21 protein-coding genes are annotated in these 23,685 nt (G+C 68.7%); 9 read left to right on the top strand and 12 right to left on the bottom strand.

Annotated features, from left to right (window positions below; genetic code table 11):
* Window positions 1-30: 30 nt before the first annotated feature.
* The gene (locus tag ASG27_RS17430; protein WP_056419203.1) at window positions 31-3,165 is read right to left on the bottom strand and encodes a hypothetical protein; all 3,135 of its coding nucleotides are present in this window, start codon (window positions 3,163-3,165) and stop codon (window positions 31-33) included.
* 188 nt (window positions 3,166-3,353) lie between these two features.
* Between ASG27_RS17430 and ASG27_RS17425 the strand changes: the two genes are divergently transcribed.
* The 3 genes from ASG27_RS17425 (at window position 3,354) to ASG27_RS17420 (ending at window position 5,275) form a co-directional block, all read left to right on the top strand.
* The gene (locus ASG27_RS17425; protein ID WP_056418948.1) at window positions 3,354-4,289 is read left to right on the top strand and encodes a succinylglutamate desuccinylase/aspartoacylase domain-containing protein; all 936 of its coding nucleotides are present in this window, start codon (window positions 3,354-3,356) and stop codon (window positions 4,287-4,289) included.
* A gap of 317 nt (window positions 4,290-4,606) precedes the next feature.
* A complete protein-coding gene (locus ASG27_RS26850) occupies window positions 4,607-4,783 on the top strand; it encodes a hypothetical protein (RefSeq protein ID WP_156370814.1) in 177 nt (58 codons plus the stop codon).
* A gap of 87 nt (window positions 4,784-4,870) precedes the next feature.
* A complete protein-coding gene (locus ASG27_RS17420; protein ID WP_056418947.1) occupies window positions 4,871-5,275 on the top strand; it encodes a hypothetical protein in 405 nt (134 codons plus the stop codon).
* Window positions 5,276-5,336: 61 nt separating this feature from the next.
* On the opposite strand, the gene ASG27_RS17415 is transcribed toward ASG27_RS17420, so the two are convergent.
* The 3 genes from ASG27_RS17415 to ASG27_RS17405 form a co-directional block, all read right to left on the bottom strand.
* Window positions 5,337-6,221: a LysR substrate-binding domain-containing protein gene (locus ASG27_RS17415; RefSeq protein WP_056418946.1), complete on the bottom strand. Its 885-nt coding sequence runs from the start codon at window positions 6,219-6,221 to the stop codon at window positions 5,337-5,339.
* Window positions 6,222-6,331: 110 nt separating this feature from the next.
* A complete protein-coding gene (locus ASG27_RS17410) occupies window positions 6,332-9,376 on the bottom strand; it encodes an FAD-binding and (Fe-S)-binding domain-containing protein (RefSeq protein WP_056418945.1) in 3,045 nt (1,014 codons plus the stop codon).
* 12 nt (window positions 9,377-9,388) lie between these two features.
* On the bottom strand, window positions 9,389-10,084 hold the full coding sequence (locus tag ASG27_RS17405; RefSeq protein ID WP_056170086.1) for a GntR family transcriptional regulator: 696 nt from the start codon (window positions 10,082-10,084) through the stop codon (window positions 9,389-9,391).
* 122 nt (window positions 10,085-10,206) lie between these two features.
* Here ASG27_RS17405 and ASG27_RS17400 point away from each other — a divergent pair, with 122 nt between their 5' ends.
* From ASG27_RS17400 to ASG27_RS17390, 3 genes are all read left to right on the top strand, one after another.
* On the top strand, window positions 10,207-11,448 hold the full coding sequence (locus tag ASG27_RS17400) for a pyridoxal-phosphate-dependent aminotransferase family protein (RefSeq protein WP_056418944.1): 1,242 nt from the start codon (window positions 10,207-10,209) through the stop codon (window positions 11,446-11,448).
* A 253-nt stretch (window positions 11,449-11,701) separates the two neighbouring features.
* The gene (locus ASG27_RS17395) at window positions 11,702-12,679 is read left to right on the top strand and encodes a Bug family tripartite tricarboxylate transporter substrate binding protein (RefSeq protein WP_056419200.1); all 978 of its coding nucleotides are present in this window, start codon (window positions 11,702-11,704) and stop codon (window positions 12,677-12,679) included.
* Window positions 12,680-12,790: 111 nt separating this feature from the next.
* Window positions 12,791-13,567, top strand: a complete 777-nt coding sequence (locus ASG27_RS17390; RefSeq protein ID WP_056419198.1) for a fumarylacetoacetate hydrolase family protein — start codon at window positions 12,791-12,793, stop codon at window positions 13,565-13,567.
* Window positions 13,568-13,622: 55 nt separating this feature from the next.
* On the opposite strand, the gene ASG27_RS17385 is transcribed toward ASG27_RS17390, so the two are convergent.
* From ASG27_RS17385 to ASG27_RS17370, 4 genes are all read right to left on the bottom strand, one after another.
* Window positions 13,623-14,162 carry a DUF924 family protein gene (locus tag ASG27_RS17385; protein ID WP_056170080.1) on the bottom strand — a complete coding sequence of 180 codons (540 nt, stop codon included), beginning with the start codon at window positions 14,160-14,162 and terminating at the stop codon, window positions 13,623-13,625.
* A gap of 144 nt (window positions 14,163-14,306) precedes the next feature.
* Window positions 14,307-14,534, bottom strand: coding sequence for a hypothetical protein (locus tag ASG27_RS17380; RefSeq protein WP_056170078.1), 228 nt, complete (start codon window positions 14,532-14,534; stop codon window positions 14,307-14,309).
* 134 nt (window positions 14,535-14,668) lie between these two features.
* Window positions 14,669-15,613, bottom strand: a complete 945-nt coding sequence (locus ASG27_RS17375; protein ID WP_082486028.1) for a DMT family transporter — start codon at window positions 15,611-15,613, stop codon at window positions 14,669-14,671.
* Window positions 15,614-15,870: 257 nt separating this feature from the next.
* Entirely contained in the window at window positions 15,871-16,383 is a 513-nt protein-coding gene (locus ASG27_RS17370; RefSeq protein ID WP_056170075.1) for an MgtC/SapB family protein, read from the bottom strand.
* A gap of 509 nt (window positions 16,384-16,892) precedes the next feature.
* Between ASG27_RS17370 and ASG27_RS17365 the strand changes: the two genes are divergently transcribed.
* The gene (locus tag ASG27_RS17365; RefSeq protein ID WP_056418940.1) at window positions 16,893-17,483 is read left to right on the top strand and encodes an NAD(P)H-dependent oxidoreductase; all 591 of its coding nucleotides are present in this window, start codon (window positions 16,893-16,895) and stop codon (window positions 17,481-17,483) included.
* 25 nt (window positions 17,484-17,508) lie between these two features.
* On the opposite strand, the gene ASG27_RS17360 is transcribed toward ASG27_RS17365, so the two are convergent.
* Window positions 17,509-18,360 carry a pseudouridine synthase gene (locus ASG27_RS17360; protein WP_056418937.1) on the bottom strand — a complete coding sequence of 284 codons (852 nt, stop codon included), beginning with the start codon at window positions 18,358-18,360 and terminating at the stop codon, window positions 17,509-17,511.
* 110 nt (window positions 18,361-18,470) lie between these two features.
* Between ASG27_RS17360 and ASG27_RS17355 the strand changes: the two genes are divergently transcribed.
* Window positions 18,471-18,806 (top strand): ankyrin repeat domain-containing protein, encoded by a 336-nt coding sequence (locus tag ASG27_RS17355; RefSeq protein ID WP_056418935.1) that lies wholly within the window; start codon window positions 18,471-18,473, stop codon window positions 18,804-18,806.
* A 77-nt stretch (window positions 18,807-18,883) separates the two neighbouring features.
* Here ASG27_RS17355 and ASG27_RS17350 read toward each other — a convergent pair whose 3' ends face one another.
* Window positions 18,884-19,348: a TerB family tellurite resistance protein gene (locus ASG27_RS17350; protein WP_056419192.1), complete on the bottom strand. Its 465-nt coding sequence runs from the start codon at window positions 19,346-19,348 to the stop codon at window positions 18,884-18,886.
* Between the two features lie 128 nt (window positions 19,349-19,476).
* Here ASG27_RS17350 and ASG27_RS17345 point away from each other — a divergent pair, with 128 nt between their 5' ends.
* On the top strand, window positions 19,477-20,394 hold the full coding sequence (locus ASG27_RS17345; protein WP_056418933.1) for a DHH family phosphoesterase: 918 nt from the start codon (window positions 19,477-19,479) through the stop codon (window positions 20,392-20,394).
* An 85-nt stretch (window positions 20,395-20,479) separates the two neighbouring features.
* On the opposite strand, the gene ASG27_RS17340 is transcribed toward ASG27_RS17345, so the two are convergent.
* Together ASG27_RS17340 and ASG27_RS17335 are read right to left on the bottom strand one after the other, a co-directional pair.
* Window positions 20,480-21,688, bottom strand: coding sequence for a DUF1501 domain-containing protein (locus tag ASG27_RS17340; protein WP_056418930.1), 1,209 nt, complete (start codon window positions 21,686-21,688; stop codon window positions 20,480-20,482).
* 259 nt (window positions 21,689-21,947) lie between these two features.
* Window positions 21,948-23,540 carry a DUF1800 domain-containing protein gene (locus tag ASG27_RS17335; RefSeq protein ID WP_056419189.1) on the bottom strand — a complete coding sequence of 531 codons (1,593 nt, stop codon included), beginning with the start codon at window positions 23,538-23,540 and terminating at the stop codon, window positions 21,948-21,950.
* Window positions 23,541-23,685 lie beyond the last annotated feature (145 nt).

Raw genomic sequence — 23,685 nt, 5'->3', positions numbered from 1 at the left:
ACGCCCGCAGCACCCCTTCCTGGGGCCGGGCTACCAGCGCAGGGGCGCGGCCTCGTCGCTCCAGAAGATCCAGCGGCTGGTTTCCACATACCGCGACGTGCCGATGGCGTACGGGTCCATGCCCGCCTCGCTGCGTTGCAGCCTGGCCAGGTAGCCGCCGTAGCTGGCGGCCCACAGCGTGTTGCCGTCGGGAGAAATGTCGATGCCGCTGATGGTGCTGCCGATGTGGTGGCGCCACAGCGGGCGGCCGTCGTCGCCGATGGCGTGCAGGTAGCCGTCGGCGTCGCCCAGGATCACTAGTCCGGGTTCGGTGACCGAGGCGTACACGCGGCAGCTCTCGTCCAGCGGCGGGGTCTCCGCCTGATCCGGCTCTGAAGCCTGTGGCGACTGCGGAGCCACCGGGGCTATGGGCACCGACAGCGTGCTGCCCCAGTACAGGTGGCACGAATTGGCAAACAGGCGCGTGCTGTCGTGCGAGAAGGCGGCGTGGTGCGGATAGGACGACAACGTGTCGTATTCCGCCACCACCGTCCCTTGCGCGTCGAGCAGGATGTGGCGGCTGTCCTGGTCGCCCACCGCGATGTGGCGCTCATCGCGCGACAGTGCCATGTGCAGCATGTCCAGCGCCAGCGTGGTGATGGTGTTGCCACCCACCTCGTCGTCCATCTGGTTCTTGGGCCAGGTGTAGGGGCCGTCTTCCTCGAAGGTCTGCGGGTGCAGGCGCTGCACGCCCGTGCCGCTGCTCCCCGCGGTCAGCAGGTACACCCCGGTGGGGTTGAGCAGCAGTACGCGCTGTCCGTCGTTGAAGGGGATGAGCTCATCGCAGCGCTGCCCCAGTGGCCCTGCCGTCACGGCCACTTCGGGCGGCAGCCCCTCGTTGCCACGGGGCAGGTCAAAGCGCGCGATCACCGGGCCTTCGAAGCCGCGGTGCGTGGTGACCTGCTGGCCGTCGCCCTGCGCAAAGACCTGCCGGTCATGGGACCGGCCCAGGCCCCGCAGCGACGCCAGCGGCGTGTGGCCCACGCCGTGCAGCGCCACCCAGTGCGCGGCATCGTCATACGCCGGGCCGATGCGCGCCAGCACCCGGCCGTCTTCCAGGGCGATCACCGGTCCGATGAACCGGCCGGCTTTGGCGGCGCGCTGGACGTAGGCGTCCGGCGCAAACGCGAAGCGCTGGCGGAACCGGTCCCCCAGGTCTTCGTCGGCGTGGGCGTGGACCACGCGTGCGAGCTGCAGCACCGTGGGTGCGGCCTCCTTGCGCGGGTCGGAGGGCAGGGCTTCTTCATCGTCCTGCGGTTCTTGTCCACTGGGCTCGCCGTCGCTGCCTGCCACTTCCGCTGTGCCGTCCTCATCGCCAGACCGCTGCGCCTTCGCATCCATGGCCAACTGATGGGCCCGGATCGCCGCCACGTAGGCCTGTCCGTCGGCCTGCCATTGTTCAGACAAAGTCATCAGCTCCACCGGGAACACCCCAGCGTCCGGCACGTCGGGCGCCAGCGGCGGCAGCGCCAGCAAGTACACCGCAGCCTCGATGCGGCGGGCTTCGGCGTCGCGGGCCTGCTCGCGCTCATGCTCTTCGCGCAGCCGGGCCTGCACCAGCCGGTAAAAGCGCAGCAGGCGCGCCAAGTGGTCGGCAGCGCCGCGCGGCAAGGCCACGCGTGCTTCGTTCTGGCGCTGTGCGTGGGTGAACTCGACCAGCGCAGGCCCCTCGCGGGCTTCGTCCACATCGATCTGGTAGACGCTGTGGGCGTTGTCGTCGTCGTCCCCGGGGGCGGGGCTGCCGTTCTCCCAGCTGAACTTGAGCGCCCGTCCCCACGGCTCGCCGTCGTGCATGCAGGGCTGGCGCGCGCCCACCCACACGTCGTCCAGCCAGTGGCCGTTCTTGTCGCTGTCCCACCAGTCGTTGTAGCGCTCGGTGAACACGGGCAGGCTGGTGAAGTCCTCGATGTGCCGGGCGGTCAGGTCGGCCTGCAGCCGCTGGTAGAGCGGGTAGCGCGCCCGGTGCTGGCCCACGGCCTTGCGCACGTAGTCGAGCACGCCGCGCCAGGCGGTCTGGCAGGCGGCCCAGGCCTCGGGGGCAGAGTCGGGCGCCAGCGCTTGCCATTCGCCGGGCTCGCCGTCGGTGTAGGGGCGGTACACCAGCGTCAGCACGGGCGTCGTGGTGACAGGCCGGCGCAGCACGGCGGCTGCGAGCCGAGGCAGCAGGCCTTGCGGGGTGCGCACCATGTCTACCGACAGATAGAAGTCCCAGGTCTTCCAGACGGTGATGAACACGTTGTCGTCACGCTGGTCGCCATCGTCGTCCACATGCCGCTGGCAGACCGAGAAGTCGGTCTGCTGGAACCAGCCGTAGGCCTTGTGCTCCTTGTGCGCAATCACCGGGGTGCGCACCACCGCCAGGATGTTCTCCACGCTGATGGCATCGTCCGCGCACAGGTCCTGGGCCACGGGCCACTGGGCGTTGATCTCCTCGCTCGTGCGGGTGGCGCTGCCGCCCGCGCGCACCGCAGCCAGAACGCGGTCGCGGTCGAGCATGTGGTGCAGGCCGTCTTCGCCGGCGTCGATGCCGTCCTGGAACTCGTCGGGGAAGACCGCCCCCACGATCTCGCTGCCAAACTCTGCGCGGTGCGCCACGCTGCGCACTTCGTCCATCAGAAACTCCACCTGCTCGGGGCCCTGCACATGCACCGTGAAATCGTCCGTGAACAGCGCCACACGCGCCTGCAGGCCACCGGGCGCCTGCAGCGCGCCGCTGCTGCCGTCGCCCCATAGCAGGTCGTCCACCGCCAGGGCGTCACGCACATACAGCAGCGACCCGGCCAGCACCGCGTCGCGCAGGTGCGCGCTGCCCAGGACCACCAGGTGCGCTGCGTCGCCATCGTCCTCGGCCGTGAGGGCGCCGTCGATCTGCAGGCTGCCGTCGATGAGCACGAGGTACGGCGTCTCGCCCACCTGCGCTGCGCCTGCAAGCAGTGCGTGCAGTGGGTGGTTGCTGTCGAGCGCAGCGTTCAGGTGCAGCTCCGGTACCGTCACATCGCCCTGCAGATAGAGCACCAGCTCCTGGTCCAGCTCGCCGGGCTCGTGCTGGAGGCGCTCGCTGATAGAGCTCTCGGCGGGCAAATGGATGGCCACGTCGGCCAGCGGGAAAATTCGGGCAATGGGCATGGGCATAAGCGAGGGAGGGCGTCAGACCGGTACCAGGAACTGGCGGGCATGGTACATCGCTCCATCGCCCGCCGCGGTGGCAGCCGACGGCCGGTGCTGGCGTTCTTCGCTCGCGGTCTTTGACGCGGCCGCGTGCGCTTTCCGCCCATTGGGAACACAATCATGTGTCGTCTTAGCATCACCACCCCATGAGCCAAAATCCTCCCGCCTTTGAAGTCCTGCCGCGCGACCTGTCCGCCTACCGCCAGGGCAATGTCGGTATCGACTACGTGCACCGTTTCGAATCCGGCCAGCCCGGCCCCCACGTGCTGATCAACGCACTGACCCACGGCAACGAGATCTGCGGCATGGTGGCGGCCACGCACCTGCTCGACAGCGGCGTGCGCCCCCGCATCGGCACGCTCACCATCAGCTTTGCCAACGTGGCGGCGTACGAGTCGTTCGACCGCGCCCGCCCGTTCGAGAGCCGCCAGCTGGTGCACAACCTCAACCGCATCTGGTCCGCCGCCGAGCTCGACGGCACGGCCGAGAGCCCTGAACTGCTGCGCGCCCGCGCCCTGCGCCCCGTGGTGGCCGCGGCCGACCACATTCTCGACATCCACTCCACCAGCCAGGACGTGGAGCCCTTCTGGGTCTACCCGGCCTACCAGCGCAATGCCGATGTGGCGTTGTCCATCGGCCGCCCGCCGGTGCATCTGGTCATGCCCAGCGGCCTGGGCTCGGGCACGCCGCTCATCCAGCATGGCCTCCACGGCCAGGCTGACAGCCAGGGCGTAGCCTTGGTGGTCGAATGCGGGCAGCACTTTTTGCAGTCCGCGGCCGACATGGCCACGGCGGTGGTGCTCGATTTCCTGGCCCACTTCGGCCTCATCGATGTGCCTGCGGGACGCCCGGCGCCCGGCCCCCAGCGCCGCTACGAGCTGCTGGAGACCTGCATGGTGCGCACGCCCGACTTTCGCTTTGCGCGTCCCATCCAGGGCTTTGAAGTGTTTGCCAAGGATGAACTCATCGCGACCGACGGCCCGCACGAGATTCGCGCGCTGTGCGACGACTGCACGGTGCTGATGCCCACGCGCGAGCCCATCGTGGGGCGCGAGGCCGTCTACCTGACACGGCCGATCTGAGGGCGCGCTGCCAGCGCTGTCCACGCAGCGGTCTGCCTGTGCCTCCTGTGCTGTCTGGCGTTGGGGCGGCACAGGCATGCAATCTATCGGCGTGCCGTCTCGCCGACAGGGGCTTGCGCGCTGGGGCACGGGCCGTGGGCTGCGCGCGGCCACACGGCTCTGCAGGCCGCCTTTGAAGCGTCCGTCGGCGGATGCCGCCAAAGTCCGGCATTGAGGTCAGGTTCGGTTCCACCGATGCATGACTCATAAAAAACCTGCTTCTTGAATCGTGCCTGCAGCCGCACATTCAAGCCTTGTTCAACCATGACAAGGTACCCATGAAGCGATTGATGTTCGTCCATTCACTGCTGAATGCGCTGCGCGCCCAGGTGCTGCAACGGGTCTGGCAATGGTCGCAACGGTACGGTGCATTGCGTGCACCGGCACGGGTCCCCTCGCGGGTCCCTGCATCCCAGCGTGACAACACGCGCCGCCGCTACCGCTACCGCGATTGAAGCGGCGGGCCTGCGGCCCGCCTTCGCCATGCCGTCTGGCATGACCCCATGCGTCCTGAACAACCACCCCATCGACAAGGAAGAACCATGCGCAGCTATTCCCACAACAGCCCCGAAGCAGCAGCCCGTATCGTCGCCCTGCTGCTGATATCCGACGGCAACGTCAGCCGCCAGGAGCTGGAGGCCCTGTACGGCCAGGACATCGAGCGGCAAATCGGCTTGGCACCCGGCGGATTCGCCCAGGTGCTCAACACCCTGTGCGAAGACCTGCTGATGGCCGCACACGAGCGCCGCGTGCTCACCGGCAGTATCGACCAGGCCACGCTGGACGCCGTCATGGCGGAAGTGACGGAGCCGGACCTCCAGCACAAGGTGCTGTACTTTGCCGACGCCGCCGCCATGGCGGACAGCCACGTGGCCGCAGAAGAAGCCTGGATCATGCGCGCGGCGCTGACACAGTGGCGTGTCAGCAAGCTGCCAGCGCAGGGCTGAGGCATGCGTGGGGCGGGCTGCAGCGGCCTGTCGATGCCCCCGCCGCCTCTGCATGCTGTTGCTAAGCTCTGCGCGCAGAGTCCACCATCTGCCGAACCAGCGGGTGGTGCTGCCCGCGGCGCGACCAGATGGCATGCACCTCTTCGCTGATGCCGGGGCATTCGCCCAGCATGCGCAAGCCCCGCACCAGCCCCACATCCTGCGCCCCCAACTGGCTGACCGGAAACACGCCCAGCCCCCGGGCGGCGAACACGGCCAGCAAGGCGCTGTCCTCGAACTCGCCCACGATACGGGGCCGCACACCGATGTCCTCGAACCAGTGGTCCAGCGTGGCGCGCAGCGGCGAATGGGCGGTGGGCAGCAGCACCGGCAGGTCCTGCAGCGACTGCGGAAAGTGGTCGCGCGCAGATTTGCGCACCAGCGACGCCGGCCCGTACCACTGCAGGGCAGAGCGCGCAATGCGTTCGCTGGACAGGCGCTGGTTCGGGTTGCGCGGCGCCGCCTGCCCGGCCAGCACCACATCGAGCTGGTGCAGGGCCAGCTCCGACAGCAGCTCGTCGAACTCCCCCTCGTGGCACACCAGGCGCAGGTGGGGCGTGCCCAGCACCGGCTCTAGCAAGGCATGCGCCGCCAGCTTGGAGATGCCGTCCGACAGCCCCACCGACAGCCGCGCCACCTTGGCACTGGCGGCTTCGCGCACCTCGTCCGGAATGCTCTGGCCCAACTGAAAGATTTCTTCGGCCCGCGCATAGGCCGCCTGGCCCGCCTCGGTCAGCGCAACACCGCGCCCGGACGGCTTGAGCAATTGGTGACCCAGTGCCTTTTCAAGATCGCGCACCTGGGCGCTGATGGTCTGCACCGCCATCTCCAGCCGGTCTGCGGCGCGGGCAAAGCCACCCTCCTTGGCAACCATCCAGAAATAGTAGAGGTGGCGGTAGTTCAGCATGGGGGTTAGCGGATCGAAAAAACCGAATACTAGGTTCGACCGGCCCGAATGTCCATGCATTCGCCTTCTGCGGACCACCACGCTCGCAGCCGGGGCTGCGCCACCGCGTTCTACGTCAGCAGCCGGTCCAGCAGCCGCGCCACATGCACCGCATCGCGCTGCGCGCCGTCCGCGATCTGGTGCCGGCAACTGGTTCCATCCGCCACCACGATGGCATCGGGGTTCTTGCGCACGGCGGGCAGCAGCGCGGCTTCGGCCATCTGCATCGAGACCTCGTAGTGCGATGCCTCGTAGCCGAAGCTGCCGGCCATGCCGCAGCAGGAGCTTTCGATGAGCTCGGTCTTGGCGTCGGGAATCAGGCGCAGCACCTCCAGGATGGGGGACACGGCGCCGAAGGCCTTCTGGTGGCAGTGGCCGTGCAGCAGGATGGGTCGGCCTGCGGGCTGGAGGGATGGGGCGAAGCGCCCTGCCTTGGCTTCGCGGGCGAGGAATTCTTCAAACAGCAGGGCCTGTTGGGACACCGCCACGGCCTTGTCGCCCAGGCCCATTACCAGGGCCTCGTCGCGCAGGGTGAGCAGGCATGAGGGCTCCAGGCCCACGATGGCGATGCCGGCCTGGGCCAGGGGGAGCAGGGCGTCGATGAGCGCACCGGCGCGCGCCTTGGCTTCATCGACCATGCCGGTGGCCAGGTACGTGCGGCCGCAGCAGTGGTGGCCGCCGGCCTTCTCCACGGTGTGCAGCACATACCCAGCCGCATGTAGCACGCGCGCGGCGGCCAGTGCGTTCTCGCTCTCGAAAGTGCCGTTGAAGGTGTCGACGAACAGCACGGCGGCCTTGCGGCCAGCCTGGGCGGCGGCAATGGTGTCGGCCCGGCTGCTGAACAGCGCCTTGTCGTGGCTGCGCCAGAAGGTGTCGCTGCGCCATGCGGGCAGCGAGCGTTTGGCGGAAAAGCCCAGCAGCTTTTCGCCCAGCCAGGCGGCACCAGGCACGGTGTTGCGCAGGTTGAGCAGCCAGGCGAAGTGGCTGGCCGTGCGCGCGTAGCCGGGCAGGTGGGCCACCAGCCGGTCCTTCAGGGTGTGGCCGTGGCGGCGCTTGTAGTGGTCCAGAAACTCGACCTTCATCTTGGCCATGTCCACGCCCGTGGGGCAGTCGCGCTTGCAGCCCTTGCAGCCCACGCACAGGTCCATGGTGTCGTGCATGGCTTCGCTGGTGAAGGCGTCGGGCCCGAGCTGGCCCGACACGGCCAGACGCAAGGTGTTGGCGCGGCCGCGGGTCAGGTGCTGCTCGTCGCGTGTCACGCGGTAGCTGGGGCACATGGTGCCGGCGTCGAACTTGCGGCAGTGGCCGTTGTTGTTGCACATCTCCACGGCCTTGGCGAAGCCGCCGGTCACGTCGCCACCGGTGCCGGGGGCGGTGGTCACCTCGGTCACCGGGTCGGCCTGCACGTTCCAGGCTGACCAGTCGAGCACGGGCGTCAGCGGGATGCGCTTGTACGGCTTGGGCGCCGTGGCGGGCGCGAAGCGGAACAGCGCGCCGTCGTCCATCTTGGGCGGGTCGATGATCTTGCCGGGGTTGTACAGGCCGATCGGGTCCAGGTGGTTCTTGATGGCGCGAAACGCCTCGTTGATCGCGGGGCCGAACTGCCATTCGATCCACTCTCCGCGGCACAGGCCGTCACCATGCTCGCCGCTGAAGGCGCCTTTGTATTGGCGCACCAGTGCGCTGGCTTCTTCGGCAATGGCGCGCATCTTGGCCGCTCCATCGGTGCGCATGTCCAGGATGGGACGCACATGCAGCGTGCCCACCGAGGCATGCGCGTACCAGGTACCGCGGCTGCCGTATTTGGCGAAGACCTCGGTCAGGCCGTCGGTGTACTCGGCCAGGTGTTCGAGTGGCACGGCGCAGTCTTCGATGAAGCTCACGGGCTTGCCGTCGCCCTTGAGGCTCATCATGATGTTCAGGCCCGCCTTGCGCACCTCCCACAGGTTCTTCTGCGGGGCTTCATCGGGCATCTCGACCACGCTGCCGGGCATGCCCAGGTCTCCCATCAGCTCCACCAGCTGGCGCAGTTGCGGGAGCAGGGCAGCCTTGTCCGCGCCCGAGAACTCCACCAGCAAGATGGCCGCGGGCTTGCCGATGAGGGCCGTCTCCACCGTGGGCCGAAAGGCCGGGTTGGCCAGCGCCAGTTCGATCATCGTGCGGTCCACCAGCTCCACCGCCGTGGGGCCGAGCTTGACGATGTGCTGCGCCGAGTCCATGGCCTTGTGGAAGCTCGGGAAGTTGACGATGCCCAGCACCTTGGCGCGCGGCAGCTCGCTGAGCTTGAGCGTCAGGCTGCGCGTGTAGGCCAGCGTGCCTTCGGAGCCGATGAGCAGGTGCGCCAGGTTCACGCTGCCGTCGGCGGTGTAGGGCTTTTCGCTCTGGTTGTCGAAGATGTCGAGGTTGTAGCCCGCCACGCGGCGCATCACCTTGGGCCAGCGCTCGGCGATCTCGCTGCGGTGCTGCTGGGCCAGGGCGTGCACGTGCTGCGCTATGGCGCTGGCGCGCGGGCCCAGCGTGGCCAGCGGGCCGAAGTCCACCAGCTCACCATCAGACAACCAGGCACTCGCACCCAGCACGTTGTGCACCATGTTGCCGTACGCGATGGAGCGCGAGCCGCAGGAGTTGTTGCCCGCCATGCCGCCCAGCGTGGCCTGGGCGCTGGTGGATACGTCTACGGGGTACCACAGGCCGTGGGGCTTGAGCTGGGCGTTGAGGTGGTCGAGCACGATGCCCGGCTCCACCGTGACGGTGCGGGCCTCGGCATCGAGCGCCAGCACCTTGCGAAAGTGCTTGCTGTTGTCGATCACCAGCGCCGCGCCGGTGGTCTGGCCGCACTGGCTGGTGCCGCCGCCGCGCGGCAGCACCGGCACCTTCAGGTCGCGCGCGATGTCGATGGCCACCGCGATGTCGCGCTCGGTGCGCGGCACCAGCACGCCGGCCGGCATGATCTGGTAGATGGAGGCATCGGTTGCGTAGCGCCCGCGCGAGCCGGCATCGAACAGCACCTCGCCCTCGGTCTCTGCGGCCAGGCGCCGCGCCAGCGCCTCGCAGGTCTCGTTGGGGGGCAGGGTGGTACCGGCTGGCTGCAGGGTGCTGGCGGGTTCGATGCGCATGGGAAAGGGGTCCTAGGTGGGGGCTTGGCGTCTCAATGGATAGATCTCGCCCGCGCGCAGCAGCTCCAGCACGGTGTCGCGCTTGCGCTGCACGTGGGCCACCAGCACGCGGCGCATGGCCTCGGCGTCGTGCGCGGCCAGGGCTTCGATCATCTGTTCGTGCTCGGCCACGGCCAGCTTCCACTTGGCCTCGTTCTGGTTGGTGCGAAAGCGCAGCGACTGCACGCGGGCGTTGATGGAGCGGTAGGTGGCCGTGAGCACCGGGTTGTTCGCCGCCTCGTTGATGGCGGTGTGGATGCTGGCGTTGATGCGGTAGTAGCCCGACAGGTCGCGCCGCGCGAAGCAGGCCATCATTTCGTAGTGCAGGGCCCGCAGCTCGGCCAGCTCGGCGTCGCCGATGCGCTGGGCCGCCAGTTCGCCCGACATGCCTTCGAGCGTGGCCAGCACCTCGAAGGTATTGACCACGTCGGCCTCGGTCAGCTTGACCGCGACCGCGCCGCGGTTGGGCAGCAGGTCCACCAGGCCTTCGGCGCCCAAGAGCTTGATGGCCTCGCGCAGCGGGGTCCGCGACACGCGCAACTGCTCGCTCAGCTCGCGCTCGTTGAGCTTGGCGCCGGGCGCAATGTGGCCCTCCACCAGCATGGTGCGCAGGCGCGCGGCGACCTGGTCGTGCAGCGCGAGGCGGGAGATTTCAATGATTTCAGCCATGGTGTGATTGGTGATTTGAATTTTGCATGCAAAAAATTATCCGAACAATCCTGCTGATTGAGGGTATACCCGCATGCAATCGCGGTTTTTGCATGCAAAACTGAAAAAAGAAAGGACGCTCCATGCTGCAACTCGACTTTCACCCTACGGGCCGCCACTTCCTGCAGATTCCGGGCCCGAGCCCGGTGCCAGACCGCATTCTGCGGGCGATGAGCCTGCCCACCATCGACCACCGGGGGCCGGAGTTCGGTGCGCTGGGACTCAAGGTGCTCTCGGGCATCCAGAAGATCTTCCAGACCCGCCACCCGGTGGCGATCTACCCCGCATCGGGCACCGGCGCCTGGGAAGCGGCCCTGTGCAATACCCTGAGCGCGGGTGACCACGTGCTGATGTTCGAGACCGGGCACTTCGCCTCGCTGTGGCAGAAGATGGCCACGCGCCTGGGCATCTCCACCGAGTTCCTGGCCTGGGAGGGCAAGGACGAGCACCTGCCCCTGGCCGGCGGCTGGCGCCGGGGTGTGCAGGCCGACCTGATCGAGGCTCGCCTGCGCAAGGACACCGAGCGCAGGATCAAGGCGGTGTGCGTGGTGCACAACGAGACCTCCACCGGCGTGACCTCCGACATCGCTTCGGTGCGCAAGGCCATCGACGCGGCAGGCCACCCCGCGCTCTTGATGGTGGACAGCATCTCGGGCCTGGCCAGCGCCGACTTCCGCCACGACGAGTGGGGCGTGGACGTGACCATCAGCGGGTCGCAAAAGGGCCTGATGCTGCCGCCGGGCATCAGCTTCAACGCGCTGTCGCCGCGTGCGCTCGAAGCCGCAAAGAAGGCCACGCTGCCCCGTGCCTTCTGGGCCTGGGACGAGATCGTGGAGATGAACAAGGACGGCTACTGGCCCTACACGCCCAACACCAACCTGCTGTACGGCCTGTCCGAGGCGCTGGATATGCTGCTGGCCGAGGGCCTGCCCAACGTCTTCGCGCGCCACCAGCGCTGGGGTGCGGGCGTGCGTGCCGCCGTCAACGCCTGGGGACTGCCCATCCAGTGCGCCGACCCGGCGGTGTATTCGCCGGTGCTCACCGGCGTGATCACGCCCGAGGGCGTGGATGCCGATGCCCTGCGCCGGCTCATCCACCAGCGGTTCGATTTGTCGTTGGGCACGGGCCTGGGCAAGCTCAAGGGCCGCATGTTCCGCATGGGCCACCTGGGCGACAGCAATGACCTCACGCTCATCGCCATGGTGGCGGGCGTGGAGATGGGGCTCAAGCTCTCGGGCGTGGCCTTGGCCGGCAGCGGCGTGCAGGCCAGCATGGACTACTTCGCCAGCCATGCGGCGCCCGCAGCGTTGAAGAAGGCGGCCTGAGCCTGCGGCTTTCGTTCGGCCTTGTTCTGACATATGGACCGGCCGGCGCCCGCGGGAGGTGCCGGCTGCTGAATGTGCGCATTTTTCCGCTCCCGCTGGCGGCCTGCCGAGGCCGCAGCGCATCGACCGATCCCGTGTTTTCCAGTCCCCACCGCCCGCCGTGCACTGCACGCGCGCCGCAGGGGCCTTGGCTTTGCTGAGTTCATTCAACCCGGCCCGCACCGACCAGGGCCCACGAAGGAGACAAGCGATGATGAAAAGACGTTCCCTGATCCAGTCCGCTGGCGCGGCGGCGGCCTCGCTCGGCGCCCCGCGCCTGTTTGCGCAGGAGTGGCCCACCGGCCCTGTGCGCATCGTGGTGGGCTTTCCGCCCGGCGGCGGCACCGATGCGCTGGCGCGGGTGGTGGCGGTCAAGTTGTCGACCTTGTGGAAGCAGTCGGTCATCGTGGAGAACAAGGCGGGTGTGGCCGGCGTGCTGGCGGCCGAGTACGTGGCGCAGCAGACCAGCGACGGCAGCACGCTGCTGATGGCGCACATCAACAGCCATGCGCTCGCGCCCAGCCTGCAGCCCAAGCTGCGCTACGACCCGCAAAAGGACTTCGTGCCCATCGTGATGGTGGGTGTCACGCCCAACCTGCTGATCGCGGGCCCGGCACAAAAGGCGCTCACGGTGAAGGAACTGGTGGCCCTGTGCAAGGCCAACCCGGGCAAGGTGACCTTTGGCTCCGCAGGCCCGGGCTCTGCGCAGCACCTGGCGCTGGAGATGTTCAAGCTGCAGGCGGGTGTGGATGCCTTGCACGTGCCCTACAAGGGCAGCGGCCCCGCGCTGGCCGACCTGATGGGCAACCAGATCCAGTATTGCTTTGAAACCATGACCTCGGCCACGCCGCATGTCAAAAGCGGCAAGGTGGCGACGGTGGCGCAGACGCGCACCAAGCGCGCCAAGGGGCACCCGGGCGTGCCCACCATGCAGGAACAGGGCTTCGAGGGTTTCGAGGCCACGACCTGGTATGGCCTGGTCGGCCCCGGCAAGCTGGCGCCCGGTATCGCGGACAAGATCAACCACGACGTGAACACCGTGCTGGCCATGCCCGATGTGCAGGAGCGCATGGACACCTACGGCGCCGAGGATGGCGGCGGCACGCGCGACAAGTTCAAGGATTTCATCGCCACCGAGATTGCCAAGTGGGGCAAGGTGGTGAAGGATGGCAATGTGAAGGTGGAGAGTTAAGTTACGTGACCCCCTGAGTCGCTTCGCGCCTCGGTCCCTTGCACGGTGGCACGGGCCTGGGCTGCGCTTTTTGTAGGCTGCGTGCGATTGCAAAATACTGGGATGAATCAGATGCAGACAGACAAAGACTCGACAAGCACATTGACCCACGCCCTGGTCGCCGCCTGGCAAACAGGCCAGACCACCAGCGCCCTGCCGTGGGCCGGGGCGCTGGGCGATGCGGCTGCGGCCTACGCGGCGCAGGAGGCTGTGGCCCAGGGCATGGGCTGGTTTCGGGCGGGCCCCGCGCAGCACTGGAAGTCCGGCGGGCCGCACCGCCAGGCCGTGCTCACGCATGCGCCGCTGCCGCCCGCGGGCGTGCGCACCAGCCCGGCCGACTATGCAGACATGCGGTTCCACACACCGGGCATCGAGGCCGAAATCGCGCTGCGCCTGGGCCGGGCCGTGTCGCCCGAACAAGCCGCGGCCATGACGCCGGCCACCGCGGGCCCATGGGTCGATGCGATGGCCGTGTCGATCGAGATCGTGGATTCGCGCTGGCAGGAAGGCGGCGACGCGCCCGCCCTGCTGCGCTTGGCCGACCTGCAGTCGCACGGCGCGCTGGTGCTCGGCGAGTGGGTGCCCTACGCGGCGCGGGACTGGGCCGCGCAGCCGTGCGAGGTGCGCATCGGCTCGCAAGCGCCGGTGGTGCGCCAGGGCACGCACCCGCTGGGCGATCCGGCCTGGCTGCTGCCGGTGTGGCTGCGCCACCTCACACGCAGCGGCGCGACCGTGCCTGCGGGCACGGTGGTGACGACGGGGTCCTGGGTGGGATTGCTGCAGGCCCAACGGGGCGACAGCGTTGTGGTGTCGTTCGACGGTGTGGGCAGCGCCACGGCCCAGCTGTAGCAATGCGCCGGGTGCGGGTCTGCAGGCTTGGCTGGTGAAGGCCTTGCCGCGGTCTCTAGAACGACGAGCCGGGCTGCGCCAGAAAGGCGGTTTCCTGGGGCGTTGAATTGCGGCCTAGCGCCGCGTTGCGGTGCGGGTAGCGGCCAAAGCGCGCCAGGATTTCCTGGTGGCGCTGCTCGAACTGCAGGTTGTGCTCCAGCCCCGGCTGGCTGAACAAAGCCATGGCCTGCGCGTGGATGGTGAGCGATTCGCTGTGCATGTAGGGCATGTACGCAAAGGCGCGCTGCTCCACGGGCAGCTCGGCATCGCGCCGGCTGGCCACCAGCTCCTGTGCGAGCGTCAGGGCCTGGGCATCCTGCGCAAACGCCAGGGCCGAGCCGCGGTGGATGTTGCGCGAGAACTGGTCCAGCACCAGGATTTCCGCCAGTCGGCCCCGTGCGCTGTCGCGCCAGGTCCAGAGTTCTCCCAGTCGCGCGGCCTCCCACGTGGCGCCAAAGCGGGTGCGGATCAGGTCGTCGACCTTGTCGTCCTGCGCAAAGTGCTGGGCTGGGCTGAGTTCTTCGAACCAGAACCGCAGGATGTTTTCTGAAGGCATAGGGGCAAAGGCTAGTCGTTGAAAAGGGCGGTTGGTGCTGCTTCAGCAGACCACAGTGGCTGTGAAAAGCAGCCCACGGCGGCGCGCCTTGGGGCGCCGCCGCAGCGTGAGTGCGGCCTGCCGCAGCCCGCCCTGGTGAGCCTCTTACTTTTGCGCGTCCTTGTCCAGCCGGATCTTGCCGTCGCGCACGTACTGGTTGAACTGGTCGCGCGGGATGGCGGCGGAGCCGACGGCGTCGTTGTCGGCGGTCCAGCTCAGCGTGGTGCTGTCCTTGGCGGGCTCAAGCTCCACAGGGCCCTTGGGGATGGTGAGCGGTGCTCCGTCGCCCGGGGTGTAGGTGACGTGGCCTGCAATGGTGGCGTGTTGTGTCATGCGATCTCCTTGCGCGGCGCGTGCCGCAGTACTGATCGCCCATTGCACTGCGACGCGGTCTGCGTGGCTGTAAGACCGCGCCCTGCGTGGGCGCGGGCCGCGTTCCAGCGTTGTGCTGTGGGGTGGCTGGCCGGTCAGGGCGGCACCACCGCCTGCGTACGCTCCTGCCGCACCAGGTACAGCCCGCTGCCGATGATGATGGCGCCGCCCAGCAGCGTGGAATAGCCCGGCACCGTCTGCCACAGCACCCAGTCCAGGCCCATGCCCCAGGCCAGGGCCGTGTATTCGAATGGCGCCACCACCGACGCCTGCCCGTGGCGGAAGGCCTCGGTGATCGCCAACTGCCCCAGAAAGCCTGTGACGGCGAGGCCTGCCACCAGCGGCCAGTGCGCCCGGTCCACACCCACCCAGCCGGGCCAGGCCAGTGCGCCCGCGCCCAGGGCCAGGAGCGTGGTGGTCCAGAACACCAGGCTGGCGCTGGAGTCGGTGCGGGTCAGCACCCGCCCCGTGATGGCCGACACGGCGTACCCGCAGGCGGCGCCCAGCACTGCGAGTGCCCCCAGCGTGAAGAACGCATCCTGGCTGGGCCGCAGCGCCACCAGCACGCCGACCATGCCCAGCGCAATGGCCACCCAGTGCGCGGCGCGCACCTTCTCGCGCAGCACCACGGTGGAGAGCGCGGTGATGAGCAGCGGCGCAATGAAGAACAGCGTGTAGGCCTCGGCCAGGCCCAGCTCCTTGAGCGCGTAGGCGAACAGCCCCAGCATCGAGATGTTGAGCACGCCGCGCAGCAGGTGCAGCGGCCAGCGCACCTTGAGCAGCCCGCGCACCTCGCCGCGCCACAGCACGTACAGGGCGACCAGCGGCAAGGCCGCCCAGCCGCGCAGCGCCGCCACCTGCATGGCGGGGTAGCTGGCCGACAGCGTCTTGAGCAGCGCGTCCATCAACGAAAAGCACCCCACCGCCAACACCATGGCGATGATGCCGCGCAGGTTGCCGGAGGCCTCGGCCTGCGCTGCGGTGGCGTCGTTGTCGGCGGCAGGGGCTTGCAGCGTGCCGGATTCGCGGGCCTGGCTCATGGGCACAGCGCCCCGTGGCTGCTGGCGGCGCAGGGCGCTTCAGGCGCCCGAGAATCTCCGCGCACAGTGCGCGTGGAATGGGGCATCGCTGCCGTGTGGCTTTGGGGAAGTGCGCGCTGCGCTGGTTGGCGGTGCATGGGACTGCCGGCGGCATGCGGGTGCTGTCTGCGCATGCCGAAGGCCCGTGTGGAGGAGGGCTAAAAAGTGTAGCGCACGCGCGGGCCGCTGCAGCCGCCCGCGTGGCAGGTTCCGCGCGCTCAGTCGTCTTCGCGCCGGGGTTGTGTGGAGGTGCGCGCCATCCGGTCGTGCAGCATCGGCATGGCCCACAGCACCAGCAGCGCCAGCAGCGTGCTCAGCACGGCCGTGGTCTCGCGGCCGAGGCCGGCCGCCACGCCGATGGCGGCGGTGAGCCAGATGCCCGCCGCCGTGGTCAGCCCCTTGACCTGGCTTTCGGCATCGCCCTTGAGGATGGTGCCGGCGCCCAGAAAGCCCACGCCCGCAATGATGCCCTGCAGCACCCGGCTGTTGTCGGCAGGCTCAATGCCCGCCTGCTGGGCCACCAGCACGAACAGGGCCGCCCCCATCGACACCAGCATGTGGGTGCGCACGCCGGCCGCCTTGCCCGCGTGTTCGCGTTCCCACCCGAGCAGGCCGCCCAGCACCCCGGCCATCGTCAGGCGCACGACGATGCGTGTGGCCTGGCCCACGTCGGTGACGTCCGAAAACTCGGACGCCACCGTGCTGGTGATTTCGTGCCAGATATCAGCCATGGGAGCGGTCCTTGGATGCGGCGATCAGAGCGGCGGGCGACTGCGTGCACGGGCACGGTGAACGCAGCGACATCAGTGGATACAGTGGGCTGGCAAGAGCATGCATGGTGCAGGGTTGGGATAGGTAGGGGTTAGCGATGAGGGGGCCGGCTGGGCCACCGTCCGCGCACTGTGCGCCTTGCCGCGGCAGCCGTCTACAGGCGACCGACCGCCCGGCGGGTAGGACACAGCCGACGCCGCCAGTCACGCAGGCCCCGTGTTGGACCAAAAAAGTGGCAAAAATATGCCTCTACCGCTCGCCAGTAAAGCGCCAGCAGCTATTAAAAACGGAGCGTTTCAATCACGCTCGGACACCGCGCGCATCAGGTCTTACATCCTTGTTCGCCAGGCTCGGGTCGCACCGCTTGCATGGCACCCTGCTGCGTGCCACGATGCGCGGTGGGCCCCCACGCCGCCGTTTGCCCAGGCCGCCGCCCCTGGGGCCTGGCGCGGCCCGGTGAGGAGCCCCCATGACCCCGCAGCGCATCGTCCTGATCCAGGGACACCCCGACGCCAGCGCGCCCCATCTGTGCCATGCCCTGGCGCAGGCGTACGCCCAAGGCGCCACCAGTGCCGGCCACGCGGTGCGGCACATCGACGTCGCCGCCATCGACTTCGCACTGCTGCGCAGCCAGCACGAATGGGAGCTGGGCTTGTTGCCGGCCCGGCTCAAGCCTGCGCAAGAAGACATTGGCTGGGCGCAGCACATCGTCCTTTTCTTTCCGCTGTGGCTGGGCGACATGCCGGCCTTGCTCAAGGGCTTTCTGGAGCAAGTGGCGCGGCCCGGCTTTGCTTTCACCACCGAGGGCAGCAACCCGTTCGGCCGCAAGGGGCTGACCGGCCGCAGCGCGCGCGTGGTCGTGACCATGGGCATGCCGGCGCTGGTGTACCGCTGGTACTTCCGGGCGCACAGCGTGAAGTCGCTGGAGCGCAACATCCTGGGCTTTGTGGGCATCGCCCCCGTGCACGAAACCCTGGTGGGCAGCGTGGAGCAACTGGGCGACGCCGGGGTGGCCAAGTGGAAGGCGCGCATGCAGGCGCTGGGTGCCAAGGCTGGGTAGCTGCGTAGGCGCGTAGAGCCCGCGCCTAGGGCCGGCCTGCTGCCGGCAGGTCTCCAGACAGGTCTTTCGGCAGGTCTTTCGGCAGGTCGTCGGCACGCTGCCAGGGCAGCACCGTCAGCAGTCGCTCCCAATCTGCCGTGGGGGCGGCGTCCGGCGCAGGTCCATTGCCACCATCGTCCACTGCGCGGGGGCTGATCGGCAGCGCTGCGGGCCACTGCAGTCCGCTCTCGAACGTCATGTGCACCCCGCTCACCGGGTGCGGTACCGTCAGTTGCCACGCATGCAGCCACAGCCGCTGCTGGCCCAGGCGCTCGGCCCACCAGCGGTTGATGGGACCCTTTCCATGGGTCGCATCGCCGATGATGGGGTGCGCCAGGTGCTTGAGGTGGCGGCGGATCTGGTGGCGCCGGCCTGTGGTCGGTATGGCCTCGACCAGCGATGCGCGCGTGCTGGCAAAGCGGGCGTCGCTGGCCTCTGGCAGCGTGAGCTGCGCCAGGCGCTTGAAGCGCGTGTGGGCCTCCTGCACCGCGGCATCGGCCGGTGCGTCATCAGGCTTGAGCGCGTGGTCCACCTCGATGGCACCCGGCGCCCAGCCGCGCACCAGCGCCAGATAGCGCTTGTGCGTGGCCTGATGCTCGAAAGCCTGCGACAGCGCGCGCGCCGCATCGCTGTGCAGCGCCATCACCAGCACGCCGCAGGTGCCCTTGTCCAGCCGGTGCACGGGGAACACGTGCTGGCCCAGCTGGTCCCGCAGGGTCTGCATCACAAAGCGCGTTTCGCCCGCGTCCAGCCCCGTGCGGTGTACCAGCCAGCCGGCGGGCTTGTAGACGGCCACCAGGTGCTCGTCGCGCCAGAGGATGTGCAGGGGAGGGTGCATGAAAGAGGCCGGGCCGGTGGCGCAGGCCGAATGAGGGAAGGCGCGCATTGTGCAGCACGCCGGGCGTACCTACACTGCGGCGATCAAGTGTATGCAAAGGATTGCTGCGTATGTCGGCCGGAGACTGGAAAGACATGTATGCCGCCGCCCTGGCGGGCGACCTGGCGCTGGTGCGCCACCACATCGGCGCGGGCGTGAACCCCAACTACCAGCACCCCGAGATCCTGTGCACCCCGCTGGTGGCGGCCCTCATCCACGGGCACGATGCCATCGCGCACTACCTGCTCGACCACGGCGCAGACCCGCAACTGCGCTCGGAGTTCGACGGCATGACGCCGCTGCAGGCGGCCCGGCGCCATGGGCGCACAGAGTTCGTCACGCTGCTGCGCGAGCGCGGTGCGCGGGAGGTCAAGACCCCCTTCTGGTGGCGCTGGCTGCCTTTGTAGAAGCCCCCTGAGTCGTATGCGGTGCAGACGATTCAGATGATCCAGACGATTCAGACGATTCAGACGATTCAGACGATTCAGACGCCAGCCGCTTCCTTCGCGCGCATCTTGGCGGCGATGTATTCGCCGTGCGTCACATGCAGCAGGCCAGCGACCTTGCTGATGGTGTGCATCTCGTTCTCGTCCAGGCGTGCGTCGGCGTACGCCACCTGCCACATGGCTTCGACCAGTTGCACCTTCTGCGGCTGCGTGAAGTGGTCGTTCAGGCTGCCGGTGAAGCGCTGGTAGTCGTAGGCGCTGCGGGAGGTGTCGACGGCCAGCTCCAGCAGGCGGTCCAGCTCATCGCCCGCCAGGTCGAACTTGCTGCGCAGCGCGGTGACCATGGCCGTGCGTTCGGCCGGGTCCATGGCCGCATCGAACCGCACCACCTCCACCAGCAGCACGGCGGCGGCCAGTTGCACGGCGTGGGCCTGGTCTCGCGCCGTGGCGGTGTGGGCCGGTTGCATCAGGCTGTCGAGCAGGTCTTTGAGTGTCTGGAACATGGGGTGTGCTTTCTGTGGAGCCGGGGCGTGCATGTACGCATGGATGGAGGCCGCAGGGCCGCGCTTGGTTCCCTGGCTGGCGATGCAGTGCTCGCCGCCTGCCACCGCCCCGGCGACAATCGGGGGCCATGACGAAGAAAACCATACTCCCCCTGCAACTGCTGGTTGCCCCCGACAAGAACGACCCGGCCCCGCTGATCCTGTACCACGGGCGCAACTGCCCCGATGGCTTTGGCGCGGCGCTGGCCGCATGGCTGTACTACGGCGACCGTGCCGAATACGTGGGGCTGGACCACGGCGATATCACCACCGTGGACGACCTGCCGCCGGTGCAGGGCCGGGCGGTCTACATCCTCGACTTCTCGTTCGCCGCCGAGGTGATGACCGCCATCGACGAACGCGCGGCCAAGCTCGTGATGCTGGACCACCACAAGAGCGCGGCCGAAAAGCTCACCGGCTTTGCCTGCCGCTGCGGCGTGGTGCACTTCGACATGAGCAAGTCGGGCGCGCGCCTGGCGTGGGAGTTCTTTCACCCGCACGAGCCCGTGCCCGCGCTGCTGCAGTATGTGGAAGACCGCGACATCTGGAAGTGGGAGTTCCCGGAAAGCGGGGCCTTCCTGTCAGCGCTCGACATGGAAGAGCAGGGCTTTGCGCGCTGGCAGCAGATCGCGGCCTTCACGCCCGACGAACTCACGCAGTTCATGGCCCGCGGCGCGGCCATGGACGAGAAGTACCGCAAGCTGTGCGCAAGCATCGCCGAAGGCGCGCAGCCGCTGGTGTTCAACGGCATCACTGGCCTGATGGTGAACGCGCCCGGCATGTTCCACAGCCTGGTGGGCGACATCCTCTCCGCCAAGACCGGCACCTTCGCGCTGATGTGGAGCGCGGGTGAGAAGGGCGTGAAGGTGGGCCTGCGTTCACAGCGCAATTTCGACTGCATCGCCCTGGCCGAAAGCATGGGCGGCGGCGGCCACGCGCAGGCGTGTGGTTTCAAGATGAAGATCGAACGCCTGCCCGAACTGCTGACGGGCACCTTCAACGCCTGACCCGGCCGATATCGAGGCTCTGCAGGCCGCTACCGCTTGATAGGTGAGCGCTGGAAGCTATTGAAAATATAGCAATCGATTGCGGCTACACCAGCCGCAGGTCCACGCCCCGCGTGCCAGGGAACACCCTCCCCACGGCCGCAGCGTTGAGCCCGTACATCCGTGCGAACAGCCCGCCCAGCACCGCACGGTAGTCGTTGAGCACCGGGTAGTCGCGGTTCTGGAACAGCGTGGTGGCCGACAGCGCCTGCTGCTCGCCCGCAATGCGCCCGCCGCCGACGCCGCCGCCCAGCACCCAGAAGACGGTGCCGTGGCCGTGGTCGGTGCCGCGGTTGCCGTTTTCGCGGAAGGTGCGGCCGAACTCGCTGACCACCACGACCACGGTGTTCTTCCAGGCCGCCGTGCCCATCTCGTCGGCAAAGCCCGCCAGGCCGCGGCCCAGTTCTTCGAGGCGGTTGGCCAGCGCGCCCGTGGCGTTGCCCTGGCCCACGTGCGTGTCCCACCCGCCCACGTCGACAAAGCCCAGGTGGTAGCGCGTCTGCATCAGCCGCGCCATGCGGCGCGCCGTGCCTTCAAAGCCCTTGGTGCTGAGCGCATTGCGGCTGGCGGCATCCATTTCGCCCTGCATGCTGCGGGCCACCTCGCCCTGTGTGGCAAAGCCCTCGGCCACGGGCCGGGCCAGGCTGGTGCTGCGGTACATCATGTCGATGAGCCCAGCCTGCCGCTCGTCCACGCCGGGCTTGCCGGCCGCGGCGGCCAGCGCCGTGTTGGGGACATCGACCATGCCGCGCAGCACCAAGGGGAGGGTGCTGGTGAAGGCCATCGGCGATGCGTCTTGCTGCCTGGCGCCCAGCTCGGCCGCCAGGCGGTTGAGGAAGCCCGACCCATAGTCGCGCCGCCCCGCCAGGGGCTGACCCAGCTCGATGCTGTCCTGCGTGTCGAAGTGGCTGCGCGACAGGTCTTCGGTGCCGGCAAATGGCACGAAGGCCAGCTCGCGCCGCTGGTACAGCGGCAGCATCGACTGCGCCAGCACCGGGTGCAGGCCCCAGTCGCCGGTCAGCTCCAGCGCGCCGCCCTCCTGCCCGGGGCGGGCGATGGCGATGTTGGGACGGCTCTCGTAATAGAAGCTGCTGCTGGTGGGCACCAGCAGGTTCGCGCAGTCGTACCCGCCGCGCAGGAACACGAGCAGCAGGCGCGCGTCGCCTGCGCGCGGGGCAGCGGACACCTGGGCGGAAGCGGTGGCAATGCCCAGGGCGCCGGCGCCCAGAGCCTGGAGATAGTGTCGTCTCAGCATGTGATCTCCTTGAATGACGTCGGCGCATGGCATGCACTGTCGCGCTCGAAATTCGCACTCCCGAAGCGAGGGCAGCCGTGCAAGGGCCGCCCCGCCGCACTGGCTGCGTCCCCCTTCCCGAACCGCGCAGCGGGTCGAGAGAAGGGGCTGAAGGCCGCGGCTCCAAGCCTGCCTGCGCAGGCTTGGACGTGCCTGAAGAGCGACAGCCTCCGGCGGACGCACCGAGGCGCGAAGCGACTCAGGGGGATGTACTCCATCTCTAGCCGTGCATGAATTCGGGAGATGAAAGGAACAAAAGGTTCCACTCCCGCGGCGAATTTGCCTGGACCAAAGCGGCGCGTGTGGCAGGCGCCAGGGTGGCGTCGATCTGGCGCAGGTAGGGCGTCTGCGACAGCGCAGGCGGCGGTGTGCGCTGGCCCGGCGCTCCCACGTTGGCGACGGCGCCGGCACCCAGCGCGCGGGCTGCCTCGAAGCGCGTGCTCATCTGGCCCGAGCCCGACCAGGTGGCGGCGTCGAGCGGGTACCCGTCGGGCGTGGCACGGCCGTACAGGGGCTCGGCCAGGCGCTGCAGCCAGCCCAGCAGGGGCTCGGTGGTGGCCAGCACCGGCTGGTCGCCGTGCACCAGCCGGGCACCGGCCAGCACGTACTGCACCGGGTCGCGAAAGCGCTGGCCCAGCGAGGCCTGGAACTCGCCCGCCTGGAACAGCGCGGCCAGCACCGCGGCGATGTCGCCGTCGGTGCGCTCGAAGGTGCGGGCCAGGGTGTCGAGCAGGGCGGGCGAGGGCGCGTCGCCCACCAGGTAGACGGCCATCTTGCGCGTGATGAAGCGGGCCGTGGCGCTGTGGCGGGCCAGCCGATCCAGTGCCTCGTCCAGCTCTGCCAGGCCCTGGGCGCGCAGGGGCTGGCCGAGCAGGGTCTTGGCGTCCCAGTCGTGGCGCGCGGGGTTGAACTCGAACAAACCCTGGCGAACGTAGTGGGCGCGCAGCGCCGGCTTCATGCGCGGCGGCTCGTCGTCCAGCGGGCGCATGCTGACCCCGACGCCCGTGAGCACGCGCGCCAGCTCCTGCACGTCTTGCTGGCTGTAGCCGCCGCCCACGCCCAGGGTGTGCAGCTCCATCAGCTCGCGGGCGTAGTTCTCGTTGATGCGGCCTGCGGCGTTCTGCACGTTGTCCAGGTAGTACAGCATGGCCGGGTGGCGCGTGGTGGCGCCCAGCAGGTCGCGAAAGCGGCCCAGCGCATGCGGGCGCACGGCGCGCTCTTCATAGTCGCCCACGGCGGCGCGCAGGTTGGCCTTGCCGGCAAAGATGTTGAAGTGGTTCATCCAGAACCAGGTCATCTTCTCGCGCAACTGGGCGGGCGAGTACAGCGCGCGCAGCACGAACCGCTGGCTGGCCTCGCGCTGCAGGTTGCGCATGTCTTTTTGCCAGGCCTCCAGCGCGGTCTTGCGTTCGTCTTCGGTCGGCAGCGCGCGGGCTTCGCGCTGGCGCTCCTGCATCTGCAGGGCCAGCGTTTCGAACGGGGTGCGGGTGATGGCCATGGCGTCGATCTGCGACTGGGCGTCAGCGGGCAGCGGCGCGTCGGCGGGGGCCCGCAGCTGGCTGGCCAGCCAGGCCTGCATGCCCTGCGGCGCCATGGCCTGCGCGCCCTGCGCGGTACTGCCCCAGGTGATGCGGTCCATCAACCGCGCGCGCACGGCATCGTCGGCTGCGTCGGCCGGTGCTGCGGGCACGGCGGCCCAGGTGGGCAGGGCCGGCAAAGCACTGGCCGATGCGCCCAGCGCTGCGAGTGCCAGCCACTGGCGGCGGTTGATGGGCGGGGTGGTGCTCAACAAAGCGGGTGGGTCGTGGCGCATGGTGCGGGTATCCTGCAAGCCCATCGATGCCAGGGCTGGAGCGCCATGCTGCGCTTGCCGCGCAGCCAAGGCAAGGCCCCGCAGCGGGTTTTACCCACGCGATACAAACGCGCCGAAGGTTGTGAGCAGCTGTAGCGGCCGGCCA

It is taken from the genome of Acidovorax sp. Leaf191, assembly GCF_001424425.1.
Classification (GTDB): Bacteria; Pseudomonadota; Gammaproteobacteria; order Burkholderiales; family Burkholderiaceae_C; genus Acidovorax.
Note: the sequence above shows the minus strand (reverse complement) of the source record. Positions and strands in the feature narration are given on the sequence as shown.